This is a genomic window from Synergistaceae bacterium (assembly GCA_017450125.1).
Taxonomy (GTDB): domain Bacteria; phylum Synergistota; class Synergistia; order Synergistales; family Aminobacteriaceae; genus JAFUXM01.
This window is the reverse complement of the sequence record JAFSWZ010000034.1, coordinates 70,961-92,696: the sequence shown is the minus strand read 5'-3', so window position 1 is coordinate 92,696 and position 21,736 is coordinate 70,961. Positions and strand designations below refer to the sequence as shown.

General features: G+C 54.1%; 21 protein-coding genes. 11 read left to right on the top strand and 10 right to left on the bottom strand.

Annotated elements, in window-relative coordinates; all coding sequences use genetic code 11:
• Positions 1–7: 7 nt before the first annotated feature.
• A complete protein-coding gene (locus tag IJT02_07720; protein MBQ7544813.1) occupies positions 8–1,411 on the bottom strand; it encodes a polysaccharide pyruvyl transferase family protein in 1,404 nt (467 codons plus the stop codon).
• A 293-nt stretch (positions 1,412–1,704) separates the two neighbouring features.
• Positions 1,705–2,661, bottom strand: a complete 957-nt coding sequence (locus tag IJT02_07715; protein MBQ7544812.1) for a sirohydrochlorin cobaltochelatase — start codon at positions 2,659–2,661, stop codon at positions 1,705–1,707.
• Positions 2,662–2,675: 14 nt separating this feature from the next.
• Between IJT02_07715 and IJT02_07710 the strand changes: the two genes are divergently transcribed.
• From IJT02_07710 to IJT02_07695, 4 genes are all read left to right on the top strand, one after another.
• The gene (locus tag IJT02_07710; protein ID MBQ7544811.1) at positions 2,676–3,242 is read left to right on the top strand and encodes an HDIG domain-containing protein; all 567 of its coding nucleotides are present in this window, start codon (positions 2,676–2,678) and stop codon (positions 3,240–3,242) included.
• Between the two features lie 27 nt (positions 3,243–3,269).
• Entirely contained in the window at positions 3,270–3,911 is a 642-nt protein-coding gene (locus IJT02_07705; protein ID MBQ7544810.1) for a response regulator transcription factor, read from the top strand.
• Between the two features lie 7 nt (positions 3,912–3,918).
• Positions 3,919–5,298 carry a sensor histidine kinase gene (locus IJT02_07700; GenBank protein MBQ7544809.1) on the top strand — a complete coding sequence of 460 codons (1,380 nt, stop codon included), beginning with the start codon at positions 3,919–3,921 and terminating at the stop codon, positions 5,296–5,298.
• Positions 5,299–5,475: 177 nt separating this feature from the next.
• Entirely contained in the window at positions 5,476–7,242 is a 1,767-nt protein-coding gene (locus IJT02_07695; protein ID MBQ7544808.1) for a putative Ig domain-containing protein, read from the top strand.
• Between the two features lie 56 nt (positions 7,243–7,298).
• Here IJT02_07695 and IJT02_07690 read toward each other — a convergent pair whose 3' ends face one another.
• The 3 genes from IJT02_07690 to IJT02_07680 are packed head-to-tail and all read right to left on the bottom strand — an operon-like array spanning position 7,299 to position 10,010.
• Positions 7,299–8,516, bottom strand: coding sequence for a dicarboxylate/amino acid:cation symporter (locus tag IJT02_07690; GenBank protein MBQ7544807.1), 1,218 nt, complete (start codon positions 8,514–8,516; stop codon positions 7,299–7,301).
• A 16-nt stretch (positions 8,517–8,532) separates the two neighbouring features.
• A complete protein-coding gene (locus tag IJT02_07685) occupies positions 8,533–9,693 on the bottom strand; it encodes a UxaA family hydrolase (protein MBQ7544806.1) in 1,161 nt (386 codons plus the stop codon).
• Positions 9,693–10,010: a UxaA family hydrolase gene (locus IJT02_07680; protein MBQ7544805.1), complete on the bottom strand. Its 318-nt coding sequence runs from the start codon at positions 10,008–10,010 to the stop codon at positions 9,693–9,695. Before IJT02_07680 ends, IJT02_07685 begins: the two co-directional genes overlap by 1 nt.
• A gap of 115 nt (positions 10,011–10,125) precedes the next feature.
• Between IJT02_07680 and IJT02_07675 the strand changes: the two genes are divergently transcribed.
• Positions 10,126–11,142: a LysR family transcriptional regulator gene (locus IJT02_07675; GenBank protein MBQ7544804.1), complete on the top strand. Its 1,017-nt coding sequence runs from the start codon at positions 10,126–10,128 to the stop codon at positions 11,140–11,142.
• Here IJT02_07675 and IJT02_07670 read toward each other — a convergent pair.
• Positions 11,033–11,704 carry a flavodoxin family protein gene (locus IJT02_07670; protein ID MBQ7544803.1) on the bottom strand — a complete coding sequence of 224 codons (672 nt, stop codon included), beginning with the start codon at positions 11,702–11,704 and terminating at the stop codon, positions 11,033–11,035. The two genes, IJT02_07675 and IJT02_07670, sit on opposite strands and share 110 nt — an antisense overlap.
• A complete protein-coding gene (locus IJT02_07665; protein ID MBQ7544802.1) occupies positions 11,701–12,369 on the bottom strand; it encodes a flavodoxin family protein in 669 nt (222 codons plus the stop codon). Before IJT02_07665 ends, IJT02_07670 begins: the two co-directional genes overlap by 4 nt.
• Before the next feature lie 59 nt (positions 12,370–12,428).
• Here IJT02_07665 and IJT02_07660 point away from each other — a divergent pair, with 59 nt between their 5' ends.
• Positions 12,429–13,613 carry an MFS transporter gene (locus IJT02_07660; protein ID MBQ7544801.1) on the top strand — a complete coding sequence of 395 codons (1,185 nt, stop codon included), beginning with the start codon at positions 12,429–12,431 and terminating at the stop codon, positions 13,611–13,613.
• 20 nt (positions 13,614–13,633) lie between these two features.
• Here the strand turns inward: IJT02_07660 and IJT02_07655 are convergent, their stop codons facing one another.
• Positions 13,634–14,203 (bottom strand): hypothetical protein, encoded by a 570-nt coding sequence (locus IJT02_07655; GenBank protein MBQ7544800.1) that lies wholly within the window; start codon positions 14,201–14,203, stop codon positions 13,634–13,636.
• 112 nt (positions 14,204–14,315) lie between these two features.
• On the opposite strand from IJT02_07655, the gene IJT02_07650 reads away from it, so the two are divergent.
• Together IJT02_07650 and IJT02_07645 are read left to right on the top strand one after the other, a co-directional pair.
• Positions 14,316–15,836, top strand: a complete 1,521-nt coding sequence (locus IJT02_07650) for a 4Fe-4S dicluster domain-containing protein (protein ID MBQ7544799.1) — start codon at positions 14,316–14,318, stop codon at positions 15,834–15,836.
• A 58-nt stretch (positions 15,837–15,894) separates the two neighbouring features.
• Entirely contained in the window at positions 15,895–16,434 is a 540-nt protein-coding gene (locus IJT02_07645) for a rubrerythrin family protein (protein MBQ7544798.1), read from the top strand.
• A 27-nt stretch (positions 16,435–16,461) separates the two neighbouring features.
• On the opposite strand, the gene IJT02_07640 is transcribed toward IJT02_07645, so the two are convergent.
• Together IJT02_07640 and alr are read right to left on the bottom strand one after the other, a co-directional pair.
• Positions 16,462–17,397 (bottom strand): class I mannose-6-phosphate isomerase, encoded by a 936-nt coding sequence (locus tag IJT02_07640; GenBank protein ID MBQ7544797.1) that lies wholly within the window; start codon positions 17,395–17,397, stop codon positions 16,462–16,464.
• A 4-nt stretch (positions 17,398–17,401) separates the two neighbouring features.
• Positions 17,402–18,562 (bottom strand): alanine racemase, encoded by a 1,161-nt coding sequence (gene alr, locus IJT02_07635; GenBank protein ID MBQ7544796.1) that lies wholly within the window; start codon positions 18,560–18,562, stop codon positions 17,402–17,404.
• A gap of 86 nt (positions 18,563–18,648) precedes the next feature.
• On the opposite strand from alr, the gene fba reads away from it, so the two are divergent.
• From fba to IJT02_07620, 3 genes are read left to right on the top strand one after another with little or no spacing between them, the layout of a single operon-like run.
• Complete coding sequence (gene fba, locus IJT02_07630; GenBank protein MBQ7544795.1) at positions 18,649–19,512, top strand: class II fructose-1,6-bisphosphate aldolase; 864 nt, start codon at positions 18,649–18,651, stop codon at positions 19,510–19,512.
• A 24-nt stretch (positions 19,513–19,536) separates the two neighbouring features.
• Positions 19,537–20,370: a 3-deoxy-8-phosphooctulonate synthase gene (gene kdsA, locus IJT02_07625; protein ID MBQ7544794.1), complete on the top strand. Its 834-nt coding sequence runs from the start codon at positions 19,537–19,539 to the stop codon at positions 20,368–20,370.
• Entirely contained in the window at positions 20,360–21,697 is a 1,338-nt protein-coding gene (locus IJT02_07620; protein MBQ7544793.1) for a hypothetical protein, read from the top strand. The genes kdsA and IJT02_07620 overlap by 11 nt, the downstream gene beginning before the upstream one ends.
• The last annotated feature ends 39 nt before the right edge of the window (positions 21,698–21,736 follow it).

Genomic DNA, 21,736 nt, shown 5'->3' with positions numbered 1-21,736 from the left:
GTTCCTCCTATGAGATGAGTGATAGTATTTTGTTGAAATACGGCAGAAGCTCCGAGTTGTCCCACTTTCGCGGAGAGGAGAGGGCTTTCTTCACCGCACCGTCGAACTCCTCAGCTGACCTGCACACTTGGACATACTCACAGCCGGAAATCCACTCGTGGACGCTGTGCACCTTCCCGGTCTTGTTGTCGAACGCCACGCACGGAGTCCCGGTGATTGCCGCGAAAAGCATTCCGTGAAGCCTGTCAGTGATGACGAGCTCAGCACCTGCGATCATTCGCAGTGTCTCATCCAGCACTTTCTCCCACTCGCTGAGCATGACCGTACTGCGGACAGGATTCGTCGAGAAGAACCCGACGTGCCCGAACTCGCGGAGCAGACGGACACAGAGCGTGTTGCGTTCATGGTTAGTGAGTACCTGCTCAACGTCGGGGCGAAGGCACACCAGCACGCCCTCACGTTTTTCGGGAGCAAGGTTCGTGAAGTCCATAGAGCAGGCCATGTCCGGCACGAGGTCAACACTCTGTGCATTCGGGAAAAGATTTGTGCTATGTATCATCTCAAAGGACTTTCTGTCCCGCACAAATACGTGAAGATCCTTGAACCTCGCGAAAGACTTTCTGTCATCGGCAAGCTCCTTCCTACCCTGCGCACTGTCGAAGTAATAAATCGTCTGCGGCATTATGATTACCCTGTTATTAGGGAAGTGCCGGAGGATATTCAGAGCTGTCATCTCTGCGTTTCTCCAGAAGCTGCCGTACCAGCCTCCGCCTACAGTCATGAGAATATCCCTGCTGTTGATGTGAGGAATTATGAGATGCGGATAATCATCGCACAGGTCGAACGGCAATTCTATGAGGAGGCGGTCTCTGCAGTGTTCGTTGAAGAGCCTACGCTCTGCAAGTGCTATGGCGATGTCGCCTCTGTTGCCGTATCTGGGAACGTTGAGAGTGATAATGCGGCTGATGCCCGGCTTGTTTGTGTCCTTGAGGGTGCTGATTATGCTTCTGCATTCGTCGTCGAGTTTTGGGTGCAGTCGGCGTACAGCTCTCTTCAGCGGTTTGTAGCAGTTCCTCAGAGCTTCTTTGAGCACGGGATGACGGTACAGCAGGTAATTCCGCCCGTAACGCAGGAGCATTCCCTTCCGCACCCTGCAGTAACACAGCACGGCGGGGATGTGCATTGCGCGTTCAGCTTTGCGCAGAGCTTCGGACGTGAAGGGTTCTCCATCCCTGAAGGCCTGTCTGTTCTGCCTGAGGAAGTCTGTCCTGTAGAAGTACAACGGCAAGAGTGCTTTGTAGTCGTTGTTGCTGAGTAACTGCCCGAGAAGTTCTTGGCCCGGCAGAACGTCAGGGTACATGCCGACGGCCAGCCAGAAGTCGGGAATCTCTGTGCGGTCTTTCCCGTACAACAGCCCGGAGTTGAAGCACAGTACGTCGAGGTTATTCTGTTCGGAGAGGGATTGTAGGATCTCTATTGCTTGTGGTTCGAGGATGGACTTGCTGCTGGTGAAGTAAATATACTTCCCTGAAGCGGTGTTGAGGGCATCTAGGTAGTTATCTTCGCCATCAGAGACAGCAACAACGGTCGTGTCGTGTCAATTATGGGGATAAATTCCATTTTGTCAAGCCTCCTTTTATGGATTTTGCACAAGTATATCACAAGGAGGACGTTACATTTCTGCTCTGCCCTCCCTTGTGTGTTTTACTCCATCAGTTCATGAATCCTTCTCACGAACTCACGCTGTATGTTCTTATCCTCGCCCAACCCCACAAGGTACGTGCTGATTTCCGTGTAGCCCTCAGCTTTCAGGACGTTAAGCCACGACTCATCGTCGTCCTCTCCGGCCAAGTCATTATGTGCGTGGTCTCCGGCAACAATCATTAACGGACTCAGTACGAGCTTCTTCACTTCGGGATGCCTCTTCAGCCTCGTGATTACGTCCTCAATTTTCGGAGCTGCCTCGACAGTCCCCAAGAAGAACCGTCCGTAGGCCTTCGTGTCCAGAGCAAGCTGGAGCTGTGAGTACATTGCGTTGGCGAAATGCTCTGGCGTTCCGTGCCCCATGAGGATTATTGCGGTGTCCTTGTCCTCAAGCTGAGCCTTGAAGCGTTCGAGCAGGACATCAGCCATTCCTTCGCAGTCGTCAACTCCGTCGAGGAACGGGCGGCCAAGTGCCAGCGTCTCGAAACCGTATTTGCCGTAGAGCGAGCCGAAAGCATCGACGACGTTCGCGATCTCGTCGTACTCCTCTCCTGGAATCATGTGCGTCGGCATAACGTACACTTCACTGAATCCCTCGTCGTTGAGCTGTGCTAGTGCCTGTACAGGGTTAGGGATGAGTTCGCCGGACTCGCGGGCAACTTTGCGGTGGATTATGTTCGACGTGAAAGCCAGCCGTACGTCAAAGCTGGGGAACTCCCGGCGGGCTTCGTCTGTGAGTGCGGTGATGGCCTGCCGTGCTTCGGGCATTGACGTGCCGAACGACACGACGAGGACTGCGGATTTGCTCTCCTCAGCAGCGGAAACGCCGGACAGCAGAAGAAGAACGAGCGATACTGCGGCTAAAAGTTTGTGCATTGAGAGATAACCTCCTGAAAAGTTTATATGTAAGAGATTATACACTGCGCGAAATAATATATAATACTGGAAAAATTCCATTGGAGACACGAAAATTGATACCGACAAGAGAGCAGGCATTAGACCTTCTGCGCAAGTACAATAAGGAAGAGTCCCATATTCACCACGCACAGGCTGTTGAAGCCACAATGCGCCACTTCGCAGGACTCTACCACGAAGACCCCGAACTATGGGGAGTCGTCGGACTTCTTCACGACATAGACTGGGAACAGACCGCCGCTACCCCCGAGCAGCACTGCCACTTAGCCCCCGAAATGCTCAGGGAAGCCGGAGTCGACGAGAGCATAATTCACGCCGTACAGTCTCACGGCTTCGGGATCTGCACCGACATCGAGCCCTCGAACAGCCTCGAGCGCACATTGTTCACCATCGACGAGCTCACCGGCTTAATCATCACTGCCGGGCTCGTGAGACCCTCGAAGTCCCTCGCAGACCTCGAAGTCAAGTCCGTCAAGAAGAAGTGGAAGGACAAGGCTTTTGCGCGCGGAGTGAACAGAGACATCATCAAGCAGGGCGCGGAGAGAATGAACATGCCCCTTGATGACGTGATTAATGAGACAATATTGGCATTAAGGCCTGTCGAGAAACAGATAGGCATGTGATAACTTTTCAGGAGATGATGTAGTGATATGGCTGTAAGAATTTTGCTCGCCGATGACCACCCTCTGACCCGCTCGGGCATCGGTGAATTTGTGAGGCGCGAACCTACCTTTGAGCTTGTCGCTGATGCTGAGGACGGAATAAGAGCGTGGGAACTCCTGCAGGAGCTCAAGCCTGACGTTGCCCTTCTGGACATCAGAATGCCCGGCCTTGACGGCGTTACTGTAGCGCAGAAGGTCAAGAACGAGGGACTCCCGACTGCCGTGCTGATGCTCACATCGTACGATGCCCAGCAGTACGTCATAGCTTCCCTCAGGGCAGGAGCACGCGGCTTCGTCCTTAAGACCGTGAGCCCGAAGGAACTCACTACGGCGATTAACACTGTCGCGAAGGGCGGACTGTACCTTGACCCGGAAGTCGCCTCAGTGATGGGCGAGCAGGACTTTATCCCCGAGCAGTTATCCGTGAGGGAACGTGAAGTGCTGCTTCTGGCCGCAAAGGGGCTCTCCAGCAAGGAAGTCGCCAAAAAGTTATTCATCAGCGAGCGCACCGTACAGACTCATCTTGCCTCGATATACGACAAGCTGGGAAGCCGGAACAAGACCGAAGCATTACTGTTAGCCCTCAAGTACGGAGTCGTTACCCTCGAGGAACTCTTAGAGGACGACTAAGAGCTTTATGCTTGATTTCTTCACAAGGCCAAGATCTCACTTCCTGGCCTTTTTGCTTTGCGCTCTGATACTTCCTTCCGCCGCAGTTGTCATTGTCGCTGTCGCCGGAATGGTCAATCAGGAGAGCGCGATGGAAGCCGCCGTGAGCTCCTACGTTCAGGACTTGGCCGAAAGCATGAGCTATCACCTCAGCAGTGATTCGGACTCGTGGACGTTCCAGATGCTGAGTGATTTCACGCGGTATCCGTTCTTCTCGTGGGGGCCGTCGATTCCGGGCTGGGTTGCCCTGACTGACCACAACGGCAAAGTGATTCTGGCTTCGCCCGGCGCAATGAACATCGCCACAATCTGGAAGCCTGACCTTCCCATCGGCAAAGCCATAAAGATTGACGACAAGCAGGGAGCACATTACACGCTCGCAGTCTACCCCGTGAAGAGGCCGAGCGGAGGCTACGTCATCGCGGCTGTCTCGTGGACTAACCTTCTCGGCGGACTCGTGAGCGTCGTAAGGCTGTGGCCCGTGCTGATAATGATTATCACGCTGGCAAGTTTCGCGGCGATAAGGATTCTCTGGAGCAGGCTGGTGATTCCGCTTCAGTCCCTCGTTGCGGAGATCGACAACATGACGCTCGGGAAGGACGTACCCGACGAGCTCGCGGAAGGCGCGATCATGGAGATTGAGCGTGTACATAATGCGCTTGTACGCTCATCTCAGGCGGCAATCGAGCGTGATGCTCTCAGGAACAGCTACGTGAAAGACGTTGTGCGCGCGCAGGAGCAGGAACGTATGGACATGGCACGTGAGATTCACGACGGGCCGCTTCAGGACATTACGGCGTTGCTGCAACAGATTCACATGGCGATTGACGACGAGGACTCCACAGGAGCACGGATAAAGCGCGCGGAAATCATCGCGAAAAGTGTCGTGCGTGAACTCCGTTCGCTGTGTGATGAACTTGCTCCCCCGTGGATGGACTTGGGGTTTGCGGAGGCTGTTACGGAGCTGGTAGAGAGGCTGTCGCAGGTCTATGATATTTCGGTGATTGCGGACTTCGACGACGGAATAAGAGAACTCGACATCGACAATGAACGCATACTCTCAATCCTGAGGATAATTCAGGAGGCTGTGTCTAATGCGGTACGGCACGGCGGAGCGGATGAAGTTGACGTGTACCTGCGCAAGAACGAAGACGTTGTGATAATGAACATCTCCGACAACGGGACGGGTTTTGACGCTGGGAACATCAACCCCGAGACCTTGAGGGTGGAGGGACACAGAGGGCTTGCGAGCATGACCGAGAGGATGAGCCTCATGGGCGGAAACCTGAGCATAGTATCTTCACCGAGCAAGGGTACGGAGGTGCGCGCGTCGTTCAGGACAGCGTAAAACAAGAAGACGAGAAAAGAAGCAAGGTGTGTTATAATTGCTTCACCAGTTTTCGAACACACGATTAGAAGTTTGCGGCTTCTAGTCTTCCTTGCTTTATGTTGCAATTATACCATAAGGCAGGCGGGGGCAATCATGTGTATTCTTGTTTACTCTTAATTTTTCAGGAGGTATACCATGAAGAACTTTGCGCGTGTGGTACTGATGGCTGTTGCGGTGCTCGGGCTTGCGTCTTGTGCGTCTGCCGAGTACTACAACGAGGGGCATTCCGGGACTGCGGCGGATCCGTATGTGATTGACACGAACGCGGATCTGGTTGCGTTGCGGGACAGGGTGAATGCGGGTACGGAGTCGGGAGATATGTACTACAAGCTGACTCAGAATCTGAATATATCGTCTATCACTGACTGGGAGCCTATTGGAACAGAAGAGCACCCGTTCACTGGACACTTTGACGGCAACGGAAAATCGATTCATATCAATATAGACAGGGGAAGCAATGTTGCCGGACTATTTGGGACAGTTTCCACATCAGAGGGATTTGCTGTACGAAGCCTTACAGTAAGCGGAACTTCTAACGGGAGATATGCTGCTGGAGTCGTTGATACTCTAAATACTTCAGCTTCTGTTGAGAATTGTGATTTCACAGGAACGATCGAGAGCAGATACTATCTGTGGTACGGTGATATTCGTACATACGCAGGCGGTATAGTGAGAAATATGTCCAACGGTCTAGTGAGTAACTGCACGTTTAACGGTGTAATAAAAAGCGGCATCGCAGGTAATTCAGATCAACCTGGATATGCTGGTGGGATTGTAGCTAACATGACAGGCGGTACTGTGGAAAATTGTACTGTTACAGCAGCTTCAGAGGGCATATATGCGTATTCTCGTAATTATGCGTCAGGTATACAGCCAGCCTACGCGGGAGGAATAGTTGGCTATGCCAATATTGCGAACTTCGAGGCAATAAAGGACTGTACGTTTTCAGGAACAGTAGCAAGCAGTCAGTACGCAGGCGGTATTGTAGGTTACATGCAGAGCGGCAATCTCCAGAGCAACAATATCGTAGCCAATACAAACGCAATGAGTATTATAGCAGGCCGTTACGCATCAGGCGGAATCGCAGGACGTATCGGCGAGTCAACACTCCTCGAAAGCTGTGATGTATCCTCTCTCGTTACCGTCTCCGGCGACACAACGGCAGAAGGCATCGGCGGCATAGTCGGCCTCATGAACGCCTCCACCGTCCGCAACAACCAGTCCTACGCCACAATCTCGGGCGACGTTCCCAACATGGGCGGAGTCGTCGGCAAACTCGACGCGGCATCCTACACCATCAGCAACAACCGCTACTCCTCCGCAGAACACGGCATCGGCAACAACGCTCAGGGTGTCCCCAGCGAGGAAGGCTGTATCAAGGTCGGCGCAAGCATCTCCATCACAACATTTTCACTCCCAGACGCTACAGCAGAATCACCCTACTCCGCAACCCTCACGACTGACTCCAGCTCTGCGGTCGTGTGGTCGCTCACCAACAGCACAACCCTTCCCGAAGGCCTGAGCCTCGACAGAAATACAGGCACAATCTCGGGCACACCGAAAACTGCAGGAGACTACACCTTCACCGTCAAGGCAAGCCCGGCATCCGGCGCACCAGCAACGAAAGAGTTTACGCTTAAGGTTCAGGCGAAGAGCACAACTCCTAATGTCCCTGACAACACCGACACAGACGGCGACAGCAACAACGGAGATAACGACGGTAACAGCAACGATGGAGACACTAACGGCAATAACAACACCAACGACAACCCAACGCCTCCAGCCCCCAACAATAATAATGACGCTGGAGAATCAGAAGGCGGCGGCGGCTGTGAATCAGGTCTGGGAATTATGAGCCTGCTACTTCTCGGAGTTATGGCATTCAGGAAGTCCGGCAGGTAATAACGCAGAACAAAATCCCCCTTCAGCATCGAGGGGGGATAATTTTTTTTCTGTGCTTAATCCTTGAACGTTCCTTCTGTACGCGAGACTATCACCGCACTTGCAGCATCACCGACAATGTTCGGGATAACGCGTCCCATGTTGAGGATGCGGTCAATCCCTGCGAGAAGACCTATAGCCTCCATCGGAAGATTCACCGAAGAAAGCACTATCGTAAGCATCACGAGTCCTGAGCCCGGGATACCTGCCGTCCCGATTGAAGCAAGAGTAGCCGTGAGCATAATCATAACCTGCTGAGTGAAGCCAAGCTCAATCCCGAAAATCTGTGCCGTGAACACTACCGCAACCGCCTCATAGATTGCCGTGCCGTTCATGTTCATCACTGCCCCGAAAGGTATCACGAAGTTAGCAGTCTCGTCGTCAACTCCCAGCCTCTTCGTGCATTCGAGGTTCAGCGGTATCGTAGCAACGCTCGAGCATGTCGCGAACACGAACGCCATAGCTTCCTTCATCGTCTTAAGGAACTTGAAGGGGTTGACCCTGCCGATTACTCCGACCATGATTCCTGCCTGAACAATGATTACATAGATTGCACCCGCGATGTACATTGCCGCAATCGCCTTGATGTACGGTATCAGAATCTCCGGGCCGTTGCTCCCGACTACGTTAGCCATAAGTCCGAACACCCCGTAAGGCGTGAACTCAAGCACTATGTTGGTGATCTCCTTCATGGCTTCCTGTCCCGCCCTGAACATGTCGAGCAGGGGCTTGGCCGGTTCGCCGATCTTCATCAGCGAGAAGCCCAGTATCAGCGCGAAGAATATTATCTGCAGAAGGTTCTGCTTCGAGAGTGCCTCAAAGGGGTTGTTGGGGATAATGTTAATCAGGGTGTCCAGCATCGATACTTCTTTTGCTTTGGAAACTGCCTGTGTCGTCTGCTGGATAGTTACTCCCGTTCCGACACCGATAATGTTCGAGGTTACGAGGCCTAACACGATTGCTATTGCCGTGCTGAGCAGGAAGCATACAACGGTCTTGATGCCCATTCGTCCGAGCTTCTTTCCGTCGCCGACATCTGCTGCCGCGCACACAAGAAGGCACAGCACCAGCGGAGCAACTACCATTGTGAGCAGACGGGTCAAGATTGTCCCGAGAGGGTTAAGAGCTTTTGCACCCGGCCCCCAGAACAGTCCGACAACTATACCCAGAACAAACCCTATCATTATTCTTGTGAACAAACTCCAATTGCGCCACGGCTTGAAGATATATCCCATAATTCTTATTCCTCCTCTATACGAACCTGCACACGTGATCTACTGCTATATCACTGAAACCGTATGCCTCTGCCTTCGTCAGCCTGCCGTTGCAGACCTCGTGAATTACGTCGACAAGCTCACGCCCCATCTCCTTGTATGTCTTCTCGCCGGAGATTATTGCGCTCAGGTCTACGTCCATGTTGTCCTCCATCGCCTGATACGTCCTCGCGTTCGCTGTAACCTTCAGCACGGGAACTATCGCGTTGCCCGTCGGAGTTCCTCTGCCGGTCGTGAAGATTACTGCGTTGCACCCTCCAGCAACCATTGAGGTGATTGACGAGATGTCGAAACCCGCCGTGTCCATCACAACAGCTCCGCGCTTCGTGGGACGTGCCGCCTGTTCGAGGACCTCAACGATGGGACGAGTCCCGCCCTTGCGGATGCATCCGAGACTCTTCTCGTCGAGCGTCGAGAGTCCGCCTGCCTTGTTGCCGGGTGTGGGCTGTCCTGCTCTGCAGTCCTGACCCGCCGCCAGAAGATGAGCCTCGTAATCCTTGCAGACCTGTATAATCTGGTTGTGAATCTCAGGGGTTGCCGCACGTTTCGCAAGGACATGCTCGCCGCCTATCCACTCGATGGACTCGCTCATCATTGTTGATGCTCCCATGTCCACAAGCAGATCACTAAGTTCACCCACTGCAGGATTGCTGGCAAGTCCGCTCGTTGCATCGCTGCCCCCGCACTCAATCCCCAGCAGAAGCTCCGAGATGTCGCACAGTTCCTTCTGCTGAAGTCCTGCCTGAGCCGCCATCTCACGCGCCGCACGTACAGCCTTCTCTATCGTCTTGAGCGTTCCGCCTTCCTCCTGAATCCCGAACGACACAACCGGCTTCTTCGTCATGGCCTGAATCTTCTCGCGCAGCTGTTTGTGCCCTACGGTCTCGCAGCCCAGACCGATAATCACCACTCCCCACACGTTGGGGTTGCACGCAAAGCCCGTGAGTACCTTCTGGCTCATGTCGGTATTCGCTTGAACGTCAGAGCATCCCGTGTTGAAGACGATGTTGACCGCACCGCGCACCTGGCTGGCGACTATGCGGGCTGACTCCGAACCACAGACGCACGTCGGAAGAATAAGAATGTGATTCCTGATTCCTGCCCTGCCCTCGCTTCTCTTGTACCCCCAGAACTGCATTAGCCGTTACCTCCTGTTATCTCGACAAACTCGCTGTCGTAATCTCTCGGAACACTCCGCATGTTCTTATCCCACAGCCTGTGCCCCGTCTTCACTGCTTCCGTAGTCCGGCCAAGAGACTCGCCGTACTTGATGACCTCGTCGCCCTCCGCAAAATCCTTCAGTGCTATCTTGTGGCAGTAAGGAATGTCCTCCTCAGCTCTGAGGCTCAGAAGTTCATCACCCTTCCTGTAGCACACTTCCGACCCCGCCGGAACATCAGCAACGCACGTAACTACGTTGTCAATGTCATCGATAAGGAGCGCGTTAATCTTCATGAGTTGACCCCCTCAAGTTTTGTTGTCTGGTTTGTTTGTGGATGAGCTTATGTTAATATTGTCCGTGCATAAATTCCAATTATCATTAATTATGCGGGAATAAGGGAGAGTTATAATGCAGCAGGAGCTGGAATACATCTACGCAATCTACAAGGCCGGAAGTTTTTCGAGGGCGGCGGAAAACCTCTACATCACACAGCCTGCTTTGAGCATGGCCGTCAAGAAGGTCGAAGCCTCGATAGGAATGGCGTTGTTTGACAGAAGCACAAGACCTGTAAGCCTTACGGAAGCCGGAAAGATTTACGTTGATGCGGTAGAGAAGATGCTTGCTCTCGAAGAGGACATGACGAATCAGATTCACGACATTCACGAACTTAGAGCAGGAAGCCTCTGCATCGGAGGGTCTCACTACATCAACGCGTATATTCTTCCTGAAGCTATGGCGACTTTCAGCGCGGAATATCCCGGCATAAGGCTTGAGCTCGTCGAAGCCAGCTCGGCGGAACTTGCGGAGATGCTGGAAGAACGATTGATTGACCTCACGTTTTCGTGCAGGGAGGACATAATCAATAACTTTGAGCATATTCCGGCGTTCAAGGATCACATACTGCTGGCGGTGTCTCCGTTAAGGATGAATCTTCCGTGCGCACTGAGTGCTGAGGACGTGATAGAGGGGAAGCATCTTCAGGCGGACTGTCCTGCGATTCCCGCTGAGGCAATGAACGGGCTGGAGTACGTTATCTTGTCGGAGGGGAACAACCTTCATGACCGTGCGCTGACTATCTTTCAGGAGGCGGGCATAACTCCGCGAATAAAGCTCGAGATTGCACAGCTTGCGACATCGTATCACTTGGCCGGCGCGAATTTCGGGGCGGCGTTCATCAGCGACAGGATGATACAGCGCGGGGATGATGGACTGAGGTTCTACAGGATAGATTCTGATGTAACAGAGAGGGCGTTTTATGGAGTGCTGCCCAGACGGGAATACACCTCTAAGGCTGTCCGGGCATTCATCGGCGTGTTCAGTTCTGTGCTGCAGCCTTCTCCGCAAGACGCTTCCCGAGCTCGTGAGCCTTCCGCAGATCCTCAGGAAAAACCTTCTCCCTGTATTCTGCTTTGTCCGGCTCGCTGAACATGTTAGCCTCATACCGTGAATAGTCCGCGAACTGGTACGTGTTATACGCGCATAACGTCTCGCAGTACCCCAGCACCCTTTCGCAGGCATCAGCATTAGGCGCGAGAAGTTCGGGGTAGTGCACCTTCGGGGCAAAATCCTCCGTGCAGTTCATCGTGTAGATTATGCCGGAGTATATCGTCCTGTCTATCGCGCGCGGTCTCGTTCCGTCGGGGTTAATGCTGTAGCTCATTATCGGGAATAACAGTCTCTCGATGAACAGCCTGAACATTCCCGTAGGATAGCTGAAGTACACAGGGCTTCCCATGATGATGACATCACTCGCTAATGCCTTCTCCAGCACCGGCCTCAACGAGTCGCGGATCACGCACAGCCCGTTAGTCTTGCTGCCCTTGAGCTTGCACGCGAAACATGACATGCAGCCCTTGAAGCTCAAATCGTACAGGTGAACCAGCTCGCACTCAGCTCCCGCATCTGCCGCACCATGCATAGCTTCTTCAAGCATCTTGTGTGTGTTCCAGTTCTTGCGCGGGCTTCCGTTGATGAATAATGCCTTCATGCTATACCTCCTGCTTTCTCTGCTAAACGTTTGCCGAGCTCATACGCCTTCTTGAGGTCTTCGGGGAAATGTTCCTCGCGCCACTTGGCCTTCATTGATTCGATGCCTTCCATGACATCATAGCGCGAGTAGTCCGCAAACTGGTATGTGTTGTACGCGTAAAGAGTTTCGCACGTCCCGAACAGTTGTTCCATGAACCTGCTGTTTTCCCTGAACATCTCGAAGTAGCCGAACTTCTTGATGCCTTCTTCATTGGGATAGCCCATCGTGTAGATCATGGCCGTCTGAATCGTCTTGCCCAATATCCCCGCTTCACCTTCACCCTTATAGCTCAGCACAGGGAACATCAGACGCTCAAGGAATGAATACGCCACTCCTGTAGCACGGCTGAAGTATACCGGCGTTCCCACAACAATAACATCACTGGCTAACGCTTTCTCGAGCACCGGCCTCAAACTGTCCCTCACCGCACACAGTCCGTTAGTCTTCGAGTTCTTGACCTTGCACGCAAAACAGCTTATGCACCCTCTGAACGGCTGAAGCTCATAGAGATTCACCAGCTCGCACTCTGCTCCTGCGTCCGTAGCTCCCCGCATCGCGCTTGCTAACATCTTGTAGGTGTTCCAGTTCTTTCGCGGCGACCCGTTTACAAATAGTGCCTTCATGGTATATTACCCCCCTGATAAAACTCAGAAGATATTATATCAGCGTTCAAGGAGGAAACATGACGCAAGCATTCAAGCCTGATTCACAGTACAGGGCATTCATCATCTCGCTCGTAACGTTCGGACTGGCTTACGGCCTCTACAAAGCAATCATCGACAACTACCTTGCTGAAATCGTCAGCATGACACAATTTGACAGAGGAGTATCGGAGTTCTTCAGAGAACTTCCCGGCTTCATGCTGGTGTTTGTTCTCGCTGTGCTGTACGAGTTCAGCGCAGAAAAAATCTTCAAGGCCGGAGCGTTGATCATGCTTGCCGGAATGTTAATGCAGTCTGTTATTCCGCCCAGCAGATTTCTTGTTACATGCGCGGTGTTCGTCTACTCGCTGGGTGAACACATGCAGTTCGGCATGAGGAGCACGATAGCCCTCGAGTACTCGCAGGACGGGCACGGAGGAGCGGCACTCGGCATCCAGAACTCCGCGTACCAGTTCGGGACGTTGGCGGGGTATATCCTCGTCGCGTTCGTGTTCGGGTTTCTGGGAAGCAGGATGAACCTCTACAGACCGGTGTTTTGCGTGTCGTCGGCAATAATCGTCGCGGGCTTCATCTTCTCACTGCACCTGAAGGGACACAGCAGGCCGGATCACACCGTGAGCAGGTTCTATTTCCGGCGAAAATACTTCAAGTTCTACATGCTGGAAGTCTTCTACGGAGCAAGGAAGCAGATATTCTTCACGTTCGGGCCGTACCTTCTGGTTCTGTTCTACGGAGCAGGGGCAATGGCGATAAGTATACTGTTCGCGCTGTCGGCGATAGCATGTTTCGTGTGCTCGCCGCTCGTCGGGAAGATAATTGACCGCTTCGGCTACAAGATTGTTATGGTCATGGACACGATTATACTTGTGGTTGTGTGCTTCTTCTACGGCTTTGCGCATCACCTGTTCTCTATGCAGACGGCATTCATCGTGTGCTGTGTGAACTACGTCCTTGACGCGGTAATCTCTCTTGCGTCGATGGCCTCGAACGTCTACGTTCAGGATTTGTCCGACAACCCCGAAGAGGTGAAGGCAACAATCTCGACGGGAGTGTCAGTGAACCACCTCATAACGATATTGATCGCGTTGTTCGGCGGGTGGATATGGCAGGTAATGGGGATTGAGACGCTGTTCATGCTGTCGGCGGTCTTCGGGCTGTGCAACAGTGCATACGCGGCAAGCATTGACGTTCCGGGCAAGGCATGAAAAAAGGGGGAGCTTCCCCCTTAGCGTCTTGGCGGCCTCTGCTGCTGGTTCGTGGGAACTCTCGGCGGTTGTGGAGGCCGTCTGTCGTTTCTCGGAGCAGGTACGCGTTCGCGGCCGGGTGCAGATCTCGGAGGTTCAGGCTGGTACACGGGCTCGGATCTGTGATGACGCTTCATGTTGTTGTGTATCACCAGTCCCATAATCGCTATCAGCCCTATAGCCGCTATCTTAGCACCGGTGTCGTCCTTCTTGATGACTGGGGGCTCTTCCTGCTTGGGGGCTTCGGGTGTCTTGGCCGCAACGGTGTTTCCTGAGGCCGCCGCAGTGAGTGCCTTGCGCTGTTCCGCCGTAACTGCTTCAGGGGCTTCCGCGATGAGCTTCATGGTCGCCTTCTTGCAGTCGTCGTTCATCTCGCCGCCGTAGACCAGCCAGCTCGTGCAGGCCTGGCGTTCCTCAGGCGTGAGCTTGGTGAAGGCTTCCGTGCCTGAGTAGGCGATCATTCCCTCGCGTGCAGGTGTGTCGGCTGATGCTGAACATGCTCCGGCCGCTATGACCACGAGCAGTGCGAATAACACGATAACTTTCTTCATGATTCATCCCGCCTTTCATAATCATAAAGATAGCACAGCCATATATAGATTGTGTGAATTATAATATCCCCTAATTCCATTACACAAAATCTATTGAGGAGGTACTATCGCTATGGGCATGAGAGGTATCCACACGTCAATCAACGACATCCGCCGCGCAATCTTCGCCGAAGTCGCCCGCCTCTCCTACAACTACAAGGAAGGCGACCTCTCCGAGATGGAGCAGATCCCCTACCGAGTGATTCCCGGAGAAGTCTCCCGCTACAGAGAAAGCGTCTTCCTTGAACGCGCAATCGTCCGCGAACGCATGAGGCTCGCAATGGGGCTTCCCCTGCGTAAAGCCTCAGAACACGCACCAGTCTCAACTGGCGCAGAAGAGTGCGTCCACCCCGAGAAGTACTACCAGCCGCCGCTAATCAACATCATCAAGTTCGCGTGCCATTCCTGCCCCGACAACAAAGTAGTCATCACTGACCAGTGTCAGGGCTGCCTCGCACGTCCATGCTCTCAGGTCTGCCCGAAAGACGCAATCTACTTTGAGCACGGACAGGCGCACATCAACTACGACAAGTGCATCAAGTGCGGAAAGTGCATGACCGTCTGCCAGTACGGAGTCATCCTCCGAATGCAGAGACCTTGCGCCGTTGCCTGCGGGGTAAAAGCAATCGTTACCGACGAGTTCGGACGTGCCGACATTGACCAGGACAAGTGCGTCTCCTGCGGAATGTGCCTCGCTAACTGCCCGTTCGGAGCAATCGCCGACAAAGCGCAGATCTTCCAGTGCATACAGGCAATACGCAGTGATGTTCCCGTCTACGCCGCAATAGCCCCCGCCATCGCCGGACAGTTCGGCAAGACCCTGACACCAGAGAAGATGCGGGCTGCTTTCCGTGAGCTGGGCTTCCACGATGTCGTAGAAGTTGCGGTCGGTGCTGACCTGTGCACACTGCAGGAGGCAGAAGACTTCGTGAAGGAAGTTCCCGAGAAGATTCCGTTTATGGGCACGTCGTGCTGTCCTGCGTGGTCGGTCATGGCAAAGAGGGAGTTCCCGCAGTACGCCGAGTGCATCAGCATGGCACTGACTCCGATGGTCTTGACTGGACGGCTCATCAAGAAGGAGCATCCCGGCTGTAAGGTAGCCTTCATCGGACCGTGCGCGGCCAAGAAGCTCGAAGCCAGCAGACGGAGCGTACGCAGTGATGTTGACTTTGTGCTGACGTTCGAGGAAGTGCTGGGGATGTTCGAGGCCAAAGAAGTTGACTTCGACTACCTCGAGAAGATGGAGCTTCCCGACACGGCGAGTGCTGACGGAAGAGGCTTTGCGGTGAGTGGCGGAGTAGCTGAAGCTGTCGTGAACTGCATCAAGCAGCTTCACCCTGACCGCGAAGTCCTCACCGAGCGTGCCGAAGGCCTCAACGACTGCCGCAAGATGCTTCTCATGGCGAAGGCCGGGAAACGCAACGGCTACCTTCTCGAGGGCATGGCGTGTCCGGGAGGCTGCGTCGGAGGTGCAGGGACTGTCGAACTTATCACGCAGGCGGCTGGTGAAGTCGCGAAGATCCGCCGCATCAGCAAGAAGGCTCACGCGTACGAGAGCGAGTTCGAGAAGATACTTCCTGAGCTCGAAGAATAATGCATGGTATAATACGCGGATAACTTCATTGCACCAAATCAGAGGAGGGCAAAACAATATGGCGAACAAGTATGCAGGAACTCAGACCGAGAAGAACCTGCAGGCGGCATTTGCAGGAGAGTCGCAGGCGCGCAACAAGTACACGTACTTTGCGTCAGTAGCCAAGAAGGAAGGCTTCGAGCAGATAGCGGCGATATTCCTTCAGACGGCGGCGAACGAGAAGGAACACGCGGAGATCTGGTTCGGAGAACTGGACGGCATCGGCACGACTGCGGAGAACTTGGCGGCGGCGGCTGACGGCGAGAACTACGAGTGGACCGACATGTACGAGGGCTTCGCGAAGACTGCGGAGGAAGAGGGCTTCAAGGCACTGGCGGCGAAGTTCAGGATGGTAGCGGCAATCGAGAAGCACCACGAGGAGCGTTACCGCGCACTGTTGAAGAACGTAGAGGCGCAGGAAGTATTTGCGCGCAGTGAAGTGAAGGTGTGGGAGTGCAGGAACTGCGGGCACATCGTTGTCGGGACGAAAGCTCCGGCGGTGTGTCCCGTGTGTGCGCACCCGGGCTCGTACTTCGAGATTCGCGCAGAGAACTACTAGGCGACAACATCTGCCCTTCCTGTACGCTCACAGGAGGGGCGTTTTTGTTATCAGGCACACGCAGTCTCCCTCAAGCCGGAAACTCTCCTCACAGTCGCCGGGCACGTAGATATTCCCGCCCTTCCTAAGCCCGCACGCGAACCCTCCGCACGCAAACTCACCCACGCCGTCAATGCACAGCACGAACCTGAACCTTCCGCCAGCCCGCCCCTCGTACGGAGCTCTAACCTTCTCGACACGAAACTTGTTGCAGTCAACGATGACGTTGCCGTTACGACCCGGAGGAATGATGTTCAGCGGGAAGGTGTTGGTTACGTCGAGTGCCTTCGCGATGTGGAGCTCTCGAGGCTTCCCGTCAGCCCCTAACCGCCCGTAATCGTAAACTCTGTAGGTGATGTTGCTGTTCTCCTGAATCTCGGCGAGAAGTATCCCTGCACCTATGGCGTGGATTGTCCCTGCAGGAATGAAGTACAGGTCTCCCGTCTTCACGTAAACTTTCCGCAGAAGGTCAGTTGCTGTGCCGTTAATGATGGCCTGCTCGAACTCCCAGCGTGATACGCTCTTCCGGAAGCCAAGATAGATGTACGCTCCATCGTCATGATCCAGAATGTACCATGCCTCAGTCTTGCCCTTGCTGTTCTCCACCCTGCGTGCGTAGTCGTTGAACGGGTGCACCTGAACTGAGAGGGGCTTCTGTGCGTCGATAAGCTTGACCATCAGCGGAAAGGTATCGTGCGGCGTGAAGGCTGGCGAGACTATCGCGGGATGCTGCCTCACTGCCTCAGAGAGCGTCAATCCCTTCATTTCGCCGTCAAGAACTACGCTGTCCCCGTCGGGATGCGAAGCGAGCTCCCAGCTCTCGGCGAGTGTCTCAGTGCCCGAAGTCTTGGCCCACTCCTCGAGCAGCCTCGTTCCACCCCAGAGGTAATTCTTGTACGCCGGAGACAGTCGGAACGGCAGCATGTCCCTATGCCCTCAGCTTCCCGTCCTCGACGTACACGCGCGGCACTCTCAGCGACGGACTGCACACCATCTCGTGAATTATTGTGCCTGCGTTCTTTGCGGCGGCAGTAATCAGCTCCTCGTCCCACACCACAGCTACATCACCCGCCTTAACGCCGTCAATGTCCGTAACGTCAATCATCGTCATGTCCATGCAGACACGTCCTACGTTCGGGCAAAGCGCACCGTGAACCTTCACGCTGAACTTGTTGGACAGAACGCGGTGAAGTCCGTCAGCGTAGCCTATCGGGAGCACAGCAATCACAGAATCCCTCTTGAGGGTGTGCGTCCGCCCGTAGCTTATCGTTGTCCCGGCGGGAAGTCTGCGCACTGCAGTTATCCTGCTCTTCAGGGTCATTACGGGACGGAGGCCGAGAGTGCTGCCCTTGTTGCCGGTCTCTGTTGACGCGTAACCGTACAGCACAAGCCCGAAGCGTCCCATGTCGAGATGAGCTTCAGGGTAATCAAGAGTTCCGACACTCGCCGCCGCGTGAGTGATGCTGAAAGTCCGGCCGATTTTCGCGAGGTATCGCCTTGCTTCAAGAAGACGGTTAAGCTGAAGGTGTGTGAAGTCTTTGTCGTCATCGGCAACAGCAAAGTGTGTGAAGAGCCCTTCTGCCTCGATGCCCGGCAAACTGCACAGCTCCTCTATATCGCGGGCGGTGTCCTCCTTGCTTTCTTTGTCGTCCGGCCACCAGAAGCCCGTCCTGCTCATCCCTGTATCTATCTTCACGTGAACACGAATCTTCCTGCGATTCGCCTCCGCGTAATCTGAGAGTGCACGTGCGTTCTCGAGGTCTCCGACTGCCTGAGTGATGCCGTATTCGCACATAAGGGAAGCCATGTTAGGGGAGGCTTGGCCAAGACACAGAATGGGCAGTGTGAGGCCGTTCTGCCTGAGTTCCGCGCCTTCAGGGACTGTTGCGACGGCGAGAAAGTCTGCTCCGCACTCCTGAAGTTTCCGCGCGCAGGGTACTGCTCCGTGCCCGTAGGCGTTGGCTTTTACGACGGCGAGGAATTTTGCGGAAGGAGTGAGTATGCTGCGTAATGTTGTGTAGTTGTGTGCGAGGTCGTCAAGGTTAATCTCTGCCCATGTTCGGGATGTAGCAAGCTCAAGGTCTGTCATACTAATAATTCTCCTCATAGCGTGATAATGATTTCGTGATATTATAAGCCAATCCACATAAATTAATTCAGGAGGGTAAATCTCACATGTTAGTAAACGCAAAAGAGATGCTCACCGCCGCAAAGGCAGGACACTACGCAGTCGGCCAGTTCAACATCAACAACCTCGAGTGGACTAAGGCAGTTCTTCAGGTCGCCGAAGAGCTCAGGTCTCCCGTAATTCTCGGCGTGTCCGAAGGCGCAGGCAAGTACATGGGCGGTTTCCGCACCGTTCAGGCAATGGTTGAGGCGATGGACGCTTCACTCGGCATCACCGTACCCGTCTGCACGCACCTCGATCACGGAACGTACGAAGGCGCGTACAAGTGCATCAAGGCCGGCTTCACGTCAATCATGTTCGACGGCTCGCATTTCCCCATTGACGAGAACGTCGCAAAGACCGTAGAGCTGACCCACGCGGCACACATGCTCGGCATGACGATTGAAGCGGAAGTCGGAGCAATCGGCGGCGAGGAAGACGGAGTCGTAGGAATGGGCGAGTGTGCAGACCCCGACGAGTGCAAGCGCATCGCAGATCTCGGCGTTGACATGCTGGCGGCAGGCATCGGCAACATTCACGGAGTATACCCCGCGAACTGGAAGGGCTTATCCTTCGAGACTCTCGCGGCAGTGCAGGAGAAGACGGGAATTATGCCCCTCGTTCTTCATGGCGGCTCAGGCATCCCCGATGAGATGGTCAAGAAGGCTATCACTCTCGGAGTGTCGAAGGTCAACGTCAACACGGAGTGCCAGCTGGCATTCGCGGCGGCAACAAGAGCATACGTCGAAGCGGGCAAGGACAAGCAGGGCAAAGGCTATGACCCGCGCAAGCTCCTCGCACCCGGCGTTGAGGCCATCAAGGAGACCGTACGCGCAAAGATCCGCCTGTTCGGTTCGGACGGCAAAGCGTAAACCGTGAGCGTAAGGACATATTTTCTGGACGGTAAGTTTATCGGTAACGGGAGCCTCGCAGTAATAGCGGGGCCCTGTTCGCTTGAAAGCCCTGAACTTGGCCTCAGAGTCGCAAAGTTCATGAAGAGACTGTGTGAAGAACGCGGCTTGCTCTACGTGTTCAAGGCTTCATTCGACAAAGCTAACCGTACTTCCGTCCACGCATGGAGAGGGCCGGGCCTCGAGAAGGGGCTCGAGCAGCTAGCAGAGATTAAGACCGCCGTCGGAGTGCCAATCCTGACGGACATTCACGAATCACATCAGGCTGCCCCTGCCGGTGAAGTCGCCGACATAATACAAATTCCGGCCTTCCTGTGCAGACAGACAGACCTTCTCACTGCTGCGGCAAAGACAGGACGCATCATCAACATCAAGAAGGCACAGTTCCTTGCCCCTGAAGACATGCAGTACGTCGCGGCCAAGTGCAGGGAGTCCGGCAACGACAAGGTGATTTTCTGCGAGCGCGGTACGTTCATGGGTTATCACAGGCTCGTTGTCGACATGACAGGCCTAGTGAAGATGCGTGCACTCGGTTACCCCGTGATGTTCGACGCAACCCACAGCGCACAGCAGCCCGGAGGTCTCGGCGGAATGAGCGGGGGAGATTACCGGCTGGCGTTCCCTCTCGCACGGGCGGCGGCAGGTGTGGGGATTGATGCAGTTTTCGCGGAAACTCACCCTAACCCCAAAGAAGCACTCAGCGACGGCCCCAACATGATACCCCTAAACCTTATGGGTGAGTTCCTTGACCAAGTGCTGGCGGTTCACAACGTACAGCAGAGTTTTAGTTTGACGGAAGGCGGTGAAAATGATGAATAAGTTAATTGTTTCGAGGTTCGGAGGAAACGCAGCGGCAAATTCTGAGGAAGTCAAGAAGACGCTCGAGATAATCAAGGCTGACCCTGCACGGCGTTATCTTGTTGTGTCCGCGCCGGGTGCAACGCTTGATGAAGTCGGCATAACTGACATGCTCTACATGTGCCACGCGTCCGTCAGGAACAATGAAGATTATTCCGTGATGCTGGGCAAAATCTCTGACCGCTACAAAGAGATAGTGAGCGGGCTCGGAATGAATTTCGACGTTGAGGCAGAGATACTTGAGCTGAAGAAAAATCTTCTGCTCGGAATGGATTTAGACTTCATCGGCAGCAGAGGAGAATACATCATCGCAAAAATTCTCGCGGCGTTTCTGGGCTGGGAGTTCATCGATGCGTCAAAGCTGATCTTCTTCAGCAGGGACGGCACTCCCGACACAGAAAAGACTTTCAGCACGGCAGGAGAAATCCTGAGCGGCTTTGACCACGCAGTCATCCCCAGCTTCTACGGTACGAGACCTGACGGGAAGATAAAGACCTTCACGCGCGGGGACTGCGACACTGCCGGAGCACTGATAGCCTGTGCCGCAAAAGCCGACTTGTTCGAGAAGTGGAGCGAGGACGCAAAGGTCTACAGTGCTGACCCTGAGGTGATTCCCGATTCGGAGATAGTCAGGAACGTAACCTACATGGAAGCCGTAGAGATGACCTACGTCGGAATAGAGATAGTGAAGGACAACGTGTCGTTCATGCTCAATGAAGCTGGTATCCCTATGAAGATCTGCAGCACCCACAACCCTGAAGAAAGCGTAATGCTCATCACGCCGAAGCTCCCCGAGAATATCTCGCGCAACATTGCGGCATGTATAGCCGGACACAGCAACTTCACGACGCTCCACATCAGCAAGTACGGCATGAACAAGATTTACGGTTTCGGAGAAAAACTCTTCGGGATATTCGCGAAGCACCGCATAGCCTGCCAGCATTACCTCACCGGTATTCATAAGATGTCGCTCATTCTGAAAGACCCGATCTTTGACCTCCGGCGTGCACAGATTCTCAACGACATTAAGGGCATGGTCAGCCCCGACAGCATAACTGTGGAAAAAGGGCTGTCATTGATTGCCATAATCGGCGAAAGAATGGGTACTGCCAAAGGAATCTTCAGCAAGATATTCGACGCGCTTGCATGTGTCGGCATCAAGGTGAAGATGGTAGAGCAGGGAGCGGACGACATGAATATTATCATTGGGGTTGCTGACGAGGATTACAACCAGGCAATAAGAGCACTGTATAATCTGGTAATCCGCAATAAGGAGGACTGGGACTGATTGCCCCGCACTGACAGCAAATTACTTGAAGCCGCACGT